The 13,777-nt window shown below is 63.9% G+C and carries 13 protein-coding genes; 11 read left to right on the plus strand and 2 right to left on the minus strand.

Annotation, left to right across the window (positions count from 1 at the left end):
* Nucleotides 1-37 precede the first annotated feature (37 nt).
* Complete coding sequence (locus ACZYTC_RS08530) at nucleotides 38-949, minus strand: agmatinase (protein ID WP_441771764.1); 912 nt, start codon at nucleotides 947-949, stop codon at nucleotides 38-40.
* Between the two features lie 25 nt (nucleotides 950-974).
* Nucleotides 975-1,454: an Lrp/AsnC family transcriptional regulator gene (locus ACZYTC_RS08535; protein ID WP_434959641.1), complete on the minus strand. Its 480-nt coding sequence runs from the start codon at nucleotides 1,452-1,454 to the stop codon at nucleotides 975-977.
* Between the two features lie 64 nt (nucleotides 1,455-1,518).
* On the opposite strand from ACZYTC_RS08535, the gene ehuR reads away from it, so the two are divergent.
* From ehuR to ACZYTC_RS08590, 11 genes are all read left to right on the plus strand, one after another.
* The gene (gene ehuR, locus ACZYTC_RS08540; RefSeq protein WP_488989326.1) at nucleotides 1,519-2,979 is read left to right on the plus strand and encodes a MocR-like ectoine utilization transcription factor EhuR; all 1,461 of its coding nucleotides are present in this window, start codon (nucleotides 1,519-1,521) and stop codon (nucleotides 2,977-2,979) included.
* A gap of 86 nt (nucleotides 2,980-3,065) precedes the next feature.
* Nucleotides 3,066-4,046, plus strand: coding sequence for a hydroxyectoine utilization dehydratase EutB (gene eutB / locus ACZYTC_RS08545; RefSeq protein ID WP_488989327.1), 981 nt, complete (start codon nucleotides 3,066-3,068; stop codon nucleotides 4,044-4,046).
* Complete coding sequence (gene eutC / locus ACZYTC_RS08550; RefSeq protein ID WP_488989328.1) at nucleotides 4,043-5,035, plus strand: ectoine utilization protein EutC; 993 nt, start codon at nucleotides 4,043-4,045, stop codon at nucleotides 5,033-5,035. Before eutB ends, eutC begins: the two co-directional genes overlap by 4 nt.
* A 7-nt stretch (nucleotides 5,036-5,042) precedes the next feature.
* Complete coding sequence (doeA, locus tag ACZYTC_RS08555) at nucleotides 5,043-6,221, plus strand: ectoine hydrolase DoeA (RefSeq protein WP_488989989.1); 1,179 nt, start codon at nucleotides 5,043-5,045, stop codon at nucleotides 6,219-6,221.
* Nucleotides 6,218-7,234 (plus strand): N(2)-acetyl-L-2,4-diaminobutanoate deacetylase DoeB, encoded by a 1,017-nt coding sequence (gene doeB / locus ACZYTC_RS08560; protein ID WP_488989329.1) that lies wholly within the window; start codon nucleotides 6,218-6,220, stop codon nucleotides 7,232-7,234. Before doeA ends, doeB begins: the two co-directional genes overlap by 4 nt.
* 65 nt (nucleotides 7,235-7,299) lie before the next feature.
* Nucleotides 7,300-8,151, plus strand: a complete 852-nt coding sequence (ehuB, locus tag ACZYTC_RS08565; protein ID WP_481274342.1) for an ectoine/hydroxyectoine ABC transporter substrate-binding protein EhuB — start codon at nucleotides 7,300-7,302, stop codon at nucleotides 8,149-8,151.
* A gap of 332 nt (nucleotides 8,152-8,483) precedes the next feature.
* Complete coding sequence (ehuC, locus tag ACZYTC_RS08570; protein WP_434956492.1) at nucleotides 8,484-9,149, plus strand: ectoine/hydroxyectoine ABC transporter permease subunit EhuC; 666 nt, start codon at nucleotides 8,484-8,486, stop codon at nucleotides 9,147-9,149.
* The gene (gene ehuD, locus ACZYTC_RS08575) at nucleotides 9,146-9,838 is read left to right on the plus strand and encodes an ectoine/hydroxyectoine ABC transporter permease subunit EhuD (RefSeq protein ID WP_149255167.1); all 693 of its coding nucleotides are present in this window, start codon (nucleotides 9,146-9,148) and stop codon (nucleotides 9,836-9,838) included. Before ehuC ends, ehuD begins: the two co-directional genes overlap by 4 nt.
* A complete protein-coding gene (gene ehuA, locus ACZYTC_RS08580; RefSeq protein WP_434956491.1) occupies nucleotides 9,835-10,611 on the plus strand; it encodes an ectoine/hydroxyectoine ABC transporter ATP-binding protein EhuA in 777 nt (258 codons plus the stop codon). The genes ehuD and ehuA overlap by 4 nt, the downstream gene beginning before the upstream one ends.
* A 127-nt stretch (nucleotides 10,612-10,738) precedes the next feature.
* The gene (locus tag ACZYTC_RS08585; protein WP_488989330.1) at nucleotides 10,739-12,229 is read left to right on the plus strand and encodes an NAD-dependent succinate-semialdehyde dehydrogenase; all 1,491 of its coding nucleotides are present in this window, start codon (nucleotides 10,739-10,741) and stop codon (nucleotides 12,227-12,229) included.
* Nucleotides 12,230-12,259: 30 nt separating this feature from the next.
* A complete protein-coding gene (locus tag ACZYTC_RS08590; RefSeq protein ID WP_488989331.1) occupies nucleotides 12,260-13,645 on the plus strand; it encodes an aspartate aminotransferase family protein in 1,386 nt (461 codons plus the stop codon).
* The last annotated feature ends 132 nt before the right edge of the window (nucleotides 13,646-13,777 follow it).

Genomic DNA, 13,777 nt, shown 5'->3' on the forward strand with positions numbered 1-13,777 from the left:
CTTGTCGGGCCATCATGCTATCAGAGCAAGCCGGCTTTCAAACCTGCCTGGCGATGGTCCCGATCACATTGACGAGAAGCCGTGCCGCCGTGAGCGCCGACAGGCCGCTTTCATCGGCGGGCGGATAGAGCTCGACGAGATCGAAGCCGGCGATCCTGGCTCGCTTGCCGAGGCCGGCGATCAGGTCGATCACCTGGGTATAGCTGAGGCCGCCCGGCGTGCGGGCCGCCACCCCGGGCAAGATACCCGGATCGAGGCCATCGCAATCGAGGGTGACGACGACCTGCGCTCCAGCAGGAATGTGCCGAAGCGCAGCCTCGATGCCTCGGGCGTGAATCTCGCGAACAGTCACCAGATGGCTGCCATAGCTTCGGGCTGCCTCGATTTCCGCCAGGCGGGCACTGCCGACGCCGCGCATGCCCACCTGCACGATGCCGGCGACGTGCCCCATCTCGCTCGCGCGGCGCATCGGGCTGGAATAGCCATGGCGCTCGCCATGCAATTCGTCGCGCCAGTCGATATGCGCATCGATCTGCAGGATCCAGATCGGGCCGCGATCGGCAAAGCCGGCAAGAAAGGGAATGGGGATGGAATCATCGCCGCCAAGCAGGAGGGGGATGGCGCCTGCCGCAAGGATCTCGCGCGTCTTCGCCTCGATCCGGTCCCGGTTCGCGGCATTGTCGCGCATGACGGTCTCGATATTGCCGACATCGACGCATGAAGCGGGTTTGCCATCGAAGAGCGGCCCGCCGAGGTCGAAATCCCAATGCTCGACCAGACCGGCATCCTCCTGGCTGGCGGCGCGGATGGCGTCCGGCGCCAGGGCATAGGGAGCACTGTCCTTGACGGGATAGGTGCTGCCATGGCCGGCCCCGAAGATCACCATTCGGGGCTTGCGGTCGCCGGCAAGGCGGGCGGGAAAATCCAGGAAGGTGGGCATGGCGGTCATTGGGGTCCAATCCTGCGACGGCAGTTCAAGAGATGGTGCCCTCGATGATCTCGAGCGGGAATCCCGTCTGCTTGATGGTTTTGGTGACGATATAGGTGAAATAGCGGTCGATACCGATCTCAGCCTCGAGCAAGCCGTCGATCAGGCGCTGGTAGGAATCGATATCGGTGGTCACCACGCGCAGGAGATAGTCGATGCCGCCGCCCACGGCGTCGCAAGCGACTATGGCCGGCTCGCGCATGACGGTGGCTTCGAATCGCTGGAAATCCGCCTGGCGATGGCTCTTGAGCGTGATCTCGACCAGCACGGTGGCAAAGCGACCCAACCGCGCGGCGTCGATGACAGCGCCGTAGCGTGCGATCGCACCGGCTTTTTCCAGACGGCGCAGCCGCTCCCAGCACGCGGCGGCCGACAGGCCGGCCTCGGTGGCGAGGTTCAACTTGGTGATGCGGCCATCGCGCTGCAGGGCCGCGAGGATCTTCAGATCGATCTTGTCGAGTTTCAACATGGCGCCGGCGAATGGATTGGTATAATACGGATAGGCTTGGGTATTGTGTCAGGACAATTTCATGTCGCTCTCCAATTCTGACCGGTTCGGACGATTTGTCGAATCGCGCGCGCCTCTTGCGGCGGCGGCAGAATGGCGACCAGTCCTACCGCGCCGCAAGGGCGTGACCAAGCACAAGCTGCTGACCGACCTGATCATCGCGGATGTCGAGGCCGAGATACTCAAGCCGGGAACGCGCATGCCGACCCATCGCGATCTTGCTCACGCCCTCAAGGTTTCGGTGCAGACGGTCAGCATCAGCTACAAGGAAGCGGAAAGGCGCGGGGTTCTGCGGGGCGAAGTCGGGCGGGGCACCTTCGTGCGGGACCGGGTTACCGAGCGCGCCGAGCGCTTCATGCTCGACCGCTCCCCCGGCCAGACAGCCGACCTCTCCATCATCCGCGCCGTCTACACCGAAGCGCATGAGCGCGCCTCGCGGCAGGTGATGGCGCGCCTGAGCGACGGAGACAACAGCGCCTTCATGCGCACCTGCCGCCCAATTGCCGGGCTCGACCGTCACCGGGGCGCGGCCAGGATCTGGCTGCGCGGGCTCGGCGTGGAGGCGGAAGCCGATCGCATCCTGATCACCAATGGCGCGGCCCACGGCCTCTTCCTGGCCGTGGCATCGGTGGTCCATCCCGGTGACCTCGTGCTCACCGAAAACCTGACGGATCACGGCATCATTGGGCTGGCCACGTTGCTGGGCTTCACCCTGCGTGGATTGCCAACGGATGCCGAAGGCATACTGCCCGAGGCCCTTGAGGCCGCCTGCGCATCCGGGGGCGTCAAGGCGATGGTCCTCATTCCCTCACTGGGAAACCCGACCAGTCACGTGGCCGGCGCCGGACGCCGGCGGGAGATTGCCGACATCGCTGCCCGCTATGGCATCTTCGTGATCGAGGACGAGGTCTACAAACCCCTGCTCGATGAGCCCTTGCCCTCGATCGCCCAGATGCTGCCGGAACTCGGCTTCTTCGCGACGTCGATGACCAAGTCCGTGATGACCGGACTGCGCGTCGGCTATCTCGTGGTGCCGCCGGCCTATTCGATCCGTGTCGGCAGCATCATGCGGGTGACGAGCTGGAGCGCCACCAACCTGCCGGCCGAAATAGCCTCGCTCTGGATCGAGGACGGCACCGCCCAGGCCCTTGTCGGCCTGCAGCGCCAGGAAGCACGTGCGCGCCAGGCCATCGTGACCCAGGTGCTCGGAGACATCGTTGCTTCCAGTCACCCACTCTCGCTTTGCGCCTGGCTGAAGGTGCCGCCCCGTTGGACGGAGGAAGGGTTGGTGCGCGCTCTTGCCCAGCGCGCCATCGCGGTCACGCCTTCCGACCCCTTCGTTGCCGGCGAGCTTGGCGCCGGCGGCATCCGCGTCTGCCTCGGCGGACGGTTGTCGCATGCCGCGCTGGCGGAGACGCTCGCCTCGGTGCGGGCCACTTTCGAACAGTTGCCGCCCGTGTTCGACGCACGGTTGATCGGCTGAGGCAGATCTGTATCATTACAATATAGTAATTGACATGATTTTTGTATCGTAACACCATCCCGTCCAAGCCAGGAGGGGTGGGTTCGATGCCAGTCGCGGTCACCATCGACGAGATCAAGAGCGCCCGTGCGAGGATCGCCGGGCATGTGGTCCGCACGCCGCTGCTTCATGCCCCCTCCCTGTCGCAAGACGGTTCGCCGGTTCATCTCAAACTGGAGACGCGCCAGACCACCGGTTCCTTCAAGCTGCGCGGCGCGACCAATGCCGTCCTCTCCCTCGACGCGTTTGCCCCAAAGGGTGCCGCGGGGATCGTCACCGCCTCGACCGGAAATCATGGCCGCGCGGTCGCCCACGCTGCCAAGGTGCAGGGCATCCGGGCGGTGGTGTGCATGTCGCAACTGGTGCCGGCAAACAAGGTCGAGGCCGTCCGCTCGCTCGGCGCTGAGGTGCGTATCGTCGGCCATTCCCAGGATGACGCGCAGGAAGAGGTCAACCGGCTGGTGGCCGAGGAAGGCCTTGCTGAAATCCCACCCTTCGACCACCCGGCCGTGATCGCCGGGCAGGGAACGATCGGGTTCGAAATCATCGAGGACCTGCCGGAGGTCGAACTGGTGCTGGTGCCGCTGTCGGGCGGTGGGCTGGCAGGCGGGATCGCCGCAGCCGTCAAGACGCTCCGGTCTCGGGCCAAGGTCATCGGCATTTCGATGGAACGGGGCGCCGCCATGCATGCCAGCCTGCTGGCGGGCAAGCCGGTTGAGGTCGAGGAATTGCCGACACTGGCGGATTCCCTCGGTGGGGGCATCGGGCTCGCCAATCGCTACAGCTTCGGCCTATGCCGCGATTTCCTCGATGAAGTCATCCTGCTGAGCGAAGAGGAAGTGGCGGCTGGGATCCGGCATGCCTTCGCCGCCGAGGGCGAAATCGTCGAAGGAGCCGCGGGCGTCGGTATCGCCGCTTTGCTGGCCGACAAGGTCAGGCCGTCGGGACCGACGGCGATCGTGGTGTCCGGCCGCAATATCGACCCGGGCCTTCATCGTCGCATCGTCGAACAGGGAGTGGCGGCATGATCGTGCTGACCGAAGCCGAATTGCGCCGCTGCGTGGCGCTGGATGCGGATGCCGTCGATTGCGTCGAGCGGGCTTTCCTGGCTCTCGCCACGCAAGCGGTGGCGATGCCGCCGATCCTCAGGCTCGATATCCCCGAATATCGCGGCGAGGTAGACGTCAAGACGGCCTATATTCCAGGCGTCGAGGGTTTTGCCATCAAGATCAGCCCGGGTTTCTTCGACAATCCCCAACTCGGCCTTCCCAGCCTCAATGGCCTGATGGTGCTGCTGAGCAGCCGGACCGGTCTGGTCGAAGCCCTGCTGCTCGACAATGGCTATCTCACGCAGATCCGCACAGCTGCGGCAGGCGCCGTCGCCGCCCGTCATCTCGCACGGGCCGATGCCCGCATAGCCGCCATCATCGGTGCGGGCGAACAGGCCCTGCTGCAACTCGAGGCGCTCAGCTGGGTGCGTCCGATCAGCGAGGCCCGGCTCTGGGCTCGCAACGCCGCCAAGGCCGCGACTGCCGCCCAAGACCTGTCGCAGCGCCTCGGTATCCCGGTCGTGCCTGCCAGCAGCGTCGAGGGTGCCTGCGCCGGGGCCGATGTCATCGTCACCACCACACCGGCCGAAACCCCGATCCTCAAGGCCGAATGGCTCTCGCCCGGGCAGCATGTCACGGCGATGGGCTCGGATTCCGAGCACAAGAACGAGGTGGATCCAGCCGTCTTCCGCAAGGCTGTTTATGTCGCCGACAGTCTCGCGCAGACAAGGCGGCTTGGCGAACTCGCCCATGCCATCAAGGCGGGAACCGTCGGAGCCGATGCGGTGTTTGCCGAACTGGGACAGGTGATCGCCGGCACGGCCAAGGGGCGTCGGAGCGATGCCGACATCACGCTTTGCGACCTGACCGGCACCGGCGTGCAGGATACCGCCATCGCCACGCTCGCTTTTCAGCGGGCCGCCGCCGCCGGAGCCGGCCAGACTTTCGAGACAATCAAGGGAAAATGACGGAATGATTGTGCCCACGCTCAATTTTAGCCGCGAGGAATATGCGGAGCGCCTGGCCAAGACGCGAGCGGCCATGGCCAAGGCGGATATCGATCTGCTTGTTGTCACCGACCCTTCGAACATGCACTGGCTTACCGGCTATGATGGCTGGTCCTTCTATGTCCATCAATGTGTTCTCGTCGCCGGCGAGGGAGAGCCCGTGTGGTTCGGCCGGGGACAGGACGCCAACGGCGCCAAGCGCACGGCCTGGCTCGCCCACGACAATATCGTCGGCTATCCCGATCACTATGTGCAGTCCACCGAACGCCATCCGATGGATTACCTCTCGGGCATCATCGAGCAGCGCGGCTGGGCCAAGGGTACGATCGGCGTCGAAATGGACAATTACTGGTTCAGCGCCGCCGCCTATGCCTCGCTGGTCCGGCATTTGCCCAATGCCCGCTTCAAGGACTGCCTGTCGCTGGTCAACTGGCAGCGGGCGATCAAGAGCCAAACCGAAATCGACTATATGCGCAAGGCGGGCCGCATCGTCGAAGCGATGCACCAGCGCATCCTCGACAAGATTGAGCCCGGCATGCGCAAGAGCGATCTCGTCGCCGAGATCTATGATGCCGCCATTCGGGGCGTCGACGGTTTCGGCGGCGACTATGCCGCCATCGTGCCCCTGTTGCCGTCGGGCGAGGAAGCCTCCGCGCCGCACCTGACCTGGAACGACCTGCCGATGAAAAGCGGGGAGGGAACGTTCTTCGAGATCGCGGGCTGCTACAGGCGCTATCATTGTCCGCTATCGCGCACCGTCTTCCTCGGCAAGCCGACCCAGGCCTTCGTCGAGGCCGAAAAGGCGACCGTGGAGGGAATGGAGGCCGGGCTTGCGGCAGCCAAGCCCGGCAATACCTGCGAGGATATCGCCAACGCCTTCTTCGCGGTGCTGAAGAAGTACGGCATCGTCAAGGACAACCGCACCGGCTATCCGATCGGCCTGAGCTATCCGCCGGACTGGGGCGAGCGCACCATGAGCCTGCGGCCGGGCGATCGCACCGAGCTGCGGCCCGGCATGACCTTCCATTTCATGACCGGAATCTGGCTTGAGACCATGGGCCTGGAGATTACCGAGAGCATCCTGATCACCGAAAACGGCGTGGAATGCCTCGCCAATGTGCCGCGCCAACTCTTCGTGAAAGCATGAACGCCGATCCGATCCTGCGCCCGTCACCTATCAGCGCCAGCGTCGATTTCGACGCTGACGGCATCCAGCATGGCCATCTGCGCCTGCCCTGGAGCCGGGACGATTCTGCCTGGGGATCGGTGATGATCCCGGTCACCGTGGTGAAGCGTGGCGAGGGGCCGACGGCCCTTTTGACCGGCGCCAATCATGGCGACGAATATGAGGGGCCGATCGCCTTGTTCGACCTCGCCCGCACGCTTACGGCGGAGGCAGTGAACGGGCGCGTCATCATCGTGCCTGCCCTGAACTACCCGGCCTTTCGGGCTGCCAGGCGCACCTCGCCGATCGACAAGGGCAATCTCAATCGTAGCTTTCCCGGACGCCCGAACGGCAGCGTCACCGAGAAGATCGCCGATTATGTCACGCGCTGCCTGCTGCCTCTGGCCGACATCGTGCTCGATTTCCATTCCGGCGGGCGGACTCTCGATTTCCTTCCCTATGCCGCGGCGCACGAATTGCCTGACAAGGCGCAGCAAGATCGCTGCTTTGCCGCCGTGGCGGCTTTCTCCGCTCCCTGGTCGATGCGCATGATCGAGATCGATGCCGTCGGCATGTTCGACACCATTGCCGAGACAGCGGGCAAGGTCTTCGTCACCACCGAGCTCGGCGGTGGCGGCACCGCCACGGCGCGCTCGGCCGGCATCGCCAAGCGCGGAGTCGCCAATTTCCTCAGGCATGCCGGCATCCTGGCCGGGCAGCCTGTTGTCGGCGAGACGCGCTGGCTCGACATGCCTTCGTCTGACTGTTTCGGCTTCAGCCCGGAAGAGGGACTGGTCGAGTTCCTCAAGGATCTTGGCGAACCCGTCGTCAAGGGAGAAGTCTTCGCCCGTATATATCCGCTCGGCCATACCGGCCGCGCGCCCCATGAGCATCGGGCAGCGCTGGATGGCCTGCTGGCGGCCCGCCATTTCCCCGGCCTCGTCAAGGCCGGCGACTGCCTCTCGGTCATCGCAACGACCGAGGAACATGCCTGACAACCGACAATCGACCTGCCGGAACCAACCGGGTAGGCACCTTCACCAGACAGGAGAATGAGATGATGAAACTGCCCCGACTTGCCGGCCTCGCCGGATTGGCTCTCGCCATGAGCGTGGCCAGTGCCCAGGCCACGACGCTCGAAGAGGTCAAGAGCAACGGCTTCGTCCGCGCCGTCACGGCCAACGAAGTACCCTATGGTTTCACCAAGGAAGACGGCACGGCCGCCGGCATCGGTCCGGAAGTGGCTATCGCCGTCCTCAAGAAGATGGGTGTCAGCGAGATTGCCTGGACGGTCGCACCCTTCGGTACCTTGATCCCCGGCCTCAAGGCGCGGCGCTATGATTTCGTCGCGGCCGAGCAGAATATCTCGCCCGACCGCTGCAAGCAGGTTTCCTTTACCGAACCCAATTCCAGCTATGGCGAAGGCCTGCTGGTCAAGGCCGGCAATCCCAAGAAACTGACGACCTATGCCGATATCGCCAAGGACCCCACGCTCAAGGTCGCGGTGGTTTCGGGCGCCAACAATATCGACTTCCTGCGCGCTGTCGGTGTCAAGGATAGCCAGGTCGTCTTCATCCAGGCCAATGCCGATGCCATCGCCACGGTGAAGAGCCGGGCCGATGCCTATGCGGCCACCGAACTCACGGTCGCCAGCCTCGCCAAGGGGCAGACGGAGGTCGAACAGGTCAAGCCTTTCACCGATCCGGTCGTCAACGGCAAGCCGGTGCGCAACTATGGCGGCTTTGCCTTCCGCCCGGAAGACAAGGACCTGCGCGAGGCCTACAACGCTGCGCTCGTGGAGTTCCGCAAGAGCGATGAATACAAGGCGATCCTCACCAATTACGGGCTGAGCGAGGTCAGCATCAAGGCCGCTGCCGAAAAGAAGGTCGCCGATCTTTGCGCAGGCAAATGACAACGGACCCTTCCGACCCATCTCCAGAACTTCGCGTATACGCGTGGAATGATCGGGCCAAATGAGGCGCGTAGTCCTTCCCCGGTTTCGGGGAAGGTGTCGCTGCGCAGCAGCGACGGAAGGGGGAGAGTGGCGCCAATAGGGCCATAAACCCATAAGGTAGCGCCACCCGCCCCCATCCGGCCCGGCTTTGCCGGTCCACCTTCCCCGAATTCGGGGAAGGATTCTCGTGCTCTATCTTGATAGCTGAGCCTTTGCGCGCACGCTGGCCCGTGGAGGCAATGGCAAAGCCCATGAGTCCGGGCGTACAAAAAAAACGACGAGGGAGCCTCATGCACTGGATCTCTTATCTGCCCGCCCTTGGCAGGGGCGCGCTGATTACCGCCGAGATTACCCTGGCCTCGCTGGCCATTGGCGCTTTCCTGGCCTTTCTGGCTGGGATCGTCAGGGTCGAGGGGGGCCGCATCCTGTCCCTCATCGCACTTTGCTATACCGAGATCTTCCGCGGCACCTCGCTCCTGGTGCAGTTGTTCTGGTTCTATTACGCCCTGCCTCTCGTCGGTTTTTCCTTCTCGCCGGTGTCGACGGGCATTCTCGTGCTCTCGATGCATGTCGGTGCCTATGGTTCGGAGATCGTGCGGGCCGGCCTCAAAGCGGTGCCGCAACAGCAGCATGAGGCGGCGCGGGCCCTGAATTTCGGCCCGGTACACAAATTGCTGCACATCACGCTGCCCCAAGCCATCGTCGAGATGATGCCGGCCTTCGGCAACCTCGCCATCGAGACCTTGAAGCTCTCCTCGCTGGTGTCCTTCATCTCGATCGCGGACATGACCTTCCGCGCGCAGACCTTGCGCAACCTTACGCAGGACAGCACGACGATCTACACCCTCACTCTCGTCGGCTACTTCCTGATGTCGCTGGTGATCATGCTGGCCATGCGCTTCCTGGAACGCTTGGCGCGACGCGGCGGCGCCTTTCCGAAGGCGGTGCAATCATGATGTACGGTTTCGAATGGGATCCCTCGACGCCGTTGACCTATGCGCAGTCGATCCTGCCGATCCTGCTCATCGGCCTCACCGTGACGCTGCAGGCCGCCGCCGCGGGGTTCGCCATCGCCCTGGTCCTGGGCCTCGTCTTCGCCTTGATGCGGCGTAGCCGCTTTGCCGTGGTGAGCTGGGGGACCGCCTTCGTCGTCGAGTTCCTGCGCGACACGCCACTCCTGGTGCAGCTCTTCTTCCTCTATTATGTTCTGCCCGATTACGGCATTGCCTTGCCGGCCTTCCTGACGGGTGCCATCGCACTCGGCCTGCAATATTCGGCCTACACGTCGGAGGTCTATCGCGGCGGCATCGAAGCGGTGCCGCGCGGCCAGTGGGAGGCCGCCACTGCCCTCAACATGTCGCGCTGGCAACTCTACCGAAACGTCATCATTCCCCAGATGGTGCCGCGCATCCTCCCCACCATGGGCAATTACCTGATCGCCATGCTGAAGGAAACGCCGGTGCTCTCGGTGGTGACCGTGCTGGAAATGCTCGGCCTCGCCAACATGATCGGCGAGAACACCTTCGAATATCTGGTGCCGCTGAGCATGGTCGGCGTCCTCTTCCTCATCCTTACCCTGGTCTGTTCCGCCGGCGTCCATCGGCTGGAAAGGGCCTTGCCGAAAGCAGGGATACCGATGCGATGACCGCAAACGCCCAATCCGACATCATCCGCTTTTCCAATGTAAGCAAGCGCTTCGGCACGCTGACGGTCCTGCAGGATTTCGACTTCACCGTCGCGCCGGGAGAGAAGGTTTCGCTGATCGGTCCTTCGGGATCAGGCAAGACCACGGTGCTGCGTATCCTGATGACGCTCGAACCCTTTCAGGACGGCACGCTGGAACTTGGCGGCATCGGCTATCACGAACCCGGTGGCCACGGCCCCTTCAAGGCCAGCGAGCGGCATCTGCGCCAGATCCGCACCCAGGTCGGCATGGTGTTCCAGAGCTTCAACCTGTTTCCGCACATGACCGTATTGCGCAATGTGGTGGAGGCGCCCATCGCCGTTCTCGGCCTGAAGCGAGAGGAAGCGGAATGCCGGGCCCTCGATTTGCTCGGCATGGTCGGCATGGTCGACAAGAAGGATCACTTCCCAAGCCAGCTTTCCGGTGGCCAGCAGCAGCGTGTGGCCATTGCCCGCGCCCTCGCCATGCGGCCGCGCGTGCTGCTGTTCGACGAACCGACATCGGCCCTCGATCCCCAGCTCGTCGGCGAGGTTCTCGGCGTAATCCGCTCCCTGGCCAGCGAGCATGATCTCACCATGCTGCTGGTCACCCATGAAATGCGGTTTGCCCGCGAGGTTTCCGATCGCGTCTGCTTCTTCGACAAGGGCAGGATCGTCGAGCAGGGCGAGCCCGATCGCATCTTCTCCAATCCCGAACAGGCGCGGACGCGCGAGTTCCTGCAGTCGGTGTTGTGAGGCCGATAATCTGTCGGCGCCGCCCGGCAAATACCGAGGCTTTGACGGTGAGGGAGGGGGCGAAGCGAGACATTCTCACGGCGGCTCGGGCTAGCCTTGCAGACATGACGCCACCGGAGTTTCTTCGATGATCGCCACAGCTCTGAAACAAATCGGCCATCCCGCGCTCGGCCGGCTGAACGACCGACGACTGTTCAGGGAACTCGCCTATATCGACGGCCGCTGGGTCCAGGGACGGCAAGCCGCGAGCTTCGAACTGCGAGATCCTGGGTCTGGCGCCATTCTTGCCCATATCGCCAGCCTGGGCGACGACGAGGCGGGCAGGGCGGTCGATGCCGCGGCGAGAGCCTTTCCAGCCTGGAAGGCATTGCCACCTCAGGAGCGGGGCGCCCGCCTGCGCGCCTGGCATCAGCTCATCCTTGCCGCCCGCGAGGATCTTGCCTTGCTGATGACACTGGAGCAGGGCAAGCCTCTGGCCGAAAGCCGCGGCGAGATCGACTATGGCGCCTCCTTCGTCGAATGGTATGCGGAAGAAGCCAAGCGCGTGAATGCCGAGAGCGTGACCAGCCATCTTCCCGGCGCGCATATGCAGGTTTCTCGCGAGCCGCTCGGCGTGGCTGCCCTGCTGACGCCCTGGAATTTCCCTTCGGCCATGGTAACCCGCAAGGCGGCCGCCGCACTCGCGGCCGGCTGCACGGTCGTGCTTCATCCGTCGTCCTATACGCCACTCTCTGCCCTTGCCCTGGCTGAGCTGGCAGAACGCGCCGGCTTGCCCGCAGGCGTCTTCAACGTCGTCACCGGCGAGGCTGCTCCGATCGCCAGGCGCCTGTGCGAAGATACCCGCGTGCGGGTGGTCAGCTTCACCGGTTCAACCGAGATCGGGCGCCTGATCGCCGCCCAATGCGCACCCAGCGTCAAGCGCCTCGTGATGGAACTCGGCGGCAATGCACCGCTCATCGTCTTCGGTGACGCGAATCTGGATCGTGCAGTCAAGATCGCGCTCGATGCGAAATTCGCGACCTCGGGGCAGGATTGTCTGGCGGCCAATCGCATCTTCGTCCAGCGCTCGCTCTACCCAGCCTTCTGTGAGGAATTCAGCCGGCGCGTCGCCGGGCTCAAGCTCGGGCATGGCCTGGAAGAAGAAACCGACATCGGTCCGCTCATGCATGAACGGGCCGTCGCCCGCACCAAAGAGCGCATCGCCGATGCCTTGCAGCGAGGCGCCCGCAAGTTGACGGGTGGCGACATTGAATCCGGATCGCTCTTCGTGCCACCGACCGTCCTCGCCGACGTCCCCGATGATGCCCTGATCATGCGGGAAGAGGTCTTTGCACCGGTTGCAAGCGTCACGCCCTTCGACGACGAGCAGGAAGTGGTGGCGCGCGCCAATGCCACGGAGTACGGCCTTGTCGCCTATGTCGTCACCGAGAACACCGGCCGGGCGCTGCGCATGAGCCGCGCACTGGAATACGGCATGGTGGCCGTCAACCGCGTGAAGCTGACCGGTGCGCCCATCCCCTTCGGCGGTGTCAAGCAATCCGGCATGGGGCGCGAAGGCTCGCGCCACGGCCTCGAAGCCTTCACCGATCTCAAATATACCTGTCTCGACCTCGCTTGACTGTTTCGACCTCGCCTGAAAGGAGCCGACATGCTCGACCGCGCCGTTTCCGACAATGAACTCACCGCCTGGGATCGCGATCACTTCTTCCATCCCTCGACCCATATGGCCCAGCATGCCCGCGGCGAGACGCCCAACCGCATCATCACCGGCGCGGAGGGGGTCTACATCACCGATCGCAATGGCAAGAGCAGTCTCGACGCCTTCGCCGGGCTTTACTGCGTCAATGTTGGCTATGGCCGTACCAAGATCGCCGAGGCGATCGCCGAACAGGCAGCGCAGTTGCCCTATTACCATGCCTATGTCGGGCATGGCTCCCAGCCCTCGATCACCCTGGCCAAGATGATCATCGACCGGGCGCCGGAAGGGATGAGCCGGGTCTTTTTCGGCCTGTCGGGTTCGGACGCCAACGAGACCAACATCAAGCTGGTCTGGTACATAAACAATGTGCTGGGCCGCCCCGAGAAGAAGAAGATCATCTCGCGCTGGCGCGGCTACCATGGTTCCGGCCTGATGTCCGGCAGCCTCACCGGCCTTGCCGCCTTCCACAATCTGTTCGACCTGCCCAAGCCGCCTGTCCTGCACACCGAGGCCCCGTATTATTTCCGCCGGGAAGATCGTTCGCAGACCGAGGAGCAATTCGCCGATCATTGCGCCGCCAAGCTCGAGGAACTCATCCAGGCCGAGGGGCCTGATACGATTGCCGCCTTCATCGGCGAACCCGTGCTCGGCACGGGGGGCATCGTGCCGCCGCCCCGGACCTATTGGGAGAAGATCCAGGCCGTTCTCACCAAATACGACATTCTCTTGATTGCCGACGAGGTCATCACCGGATTCGGGCGGCTCGGTTCGATGTTCGGCTCGGATCATTACGGCATCAAGCCCGACCTGATCACCATCGCCAAGGGGCTGACCTCGGCCTATGCGCCGCTCTCCGGCGTGATCGTGTCCGAAAAGGTCTGGCGCATCCTCGAAAAGGGCTCGGACGAGTTCGGCGCCATCGGGCATGGCTGGACCTATTCTTCCCATCCGCTCTGCGCGGCTGCGGGCGTGGCCAATCTCGAACTCGTCGACGAACTCGATCTGGTCGCCAATGCCGGCAGTGTCGGCGCCTATTTCAAGCAGGCGCTGACGGATGCGCTCGGTGCGCACGTCCATGTCGGCGAAGTGCGCGGCGAGGGATTGATGGCAGCCGTCGAACTCGTCCGGGATCGCGACGACCGCGCCTTCTTCGACGTCTCCGAAAAGGTCGGGCCCCGCGTGGTTGCCGCCATGCTGGAGAATGGCGTGATCGGCCGGGCCATGCCGCAGGGCGACATCATGGGCTTTGCTCCCCCACTTTGCCTCACCCGCGAGGAAGCTGACATCGTGGTGTCGGCAGCAGCCAAGGCGGTGAAATCGGTGCTCGGCGCGTAGTCGGGTAACAGACTGTACGACAGGGAGCGTTTCCTGGGATCGCAGGCTTCCAGCCTGTTCTTGGAAACGCTCCACTTGTAGGAGAGGAAAATGCGGGCTGGAAGCCTGCGATCCCAGGAGCAGCTCTGCACT

This window comes from Labrys sp. F242, assembly GCF_057813875.1.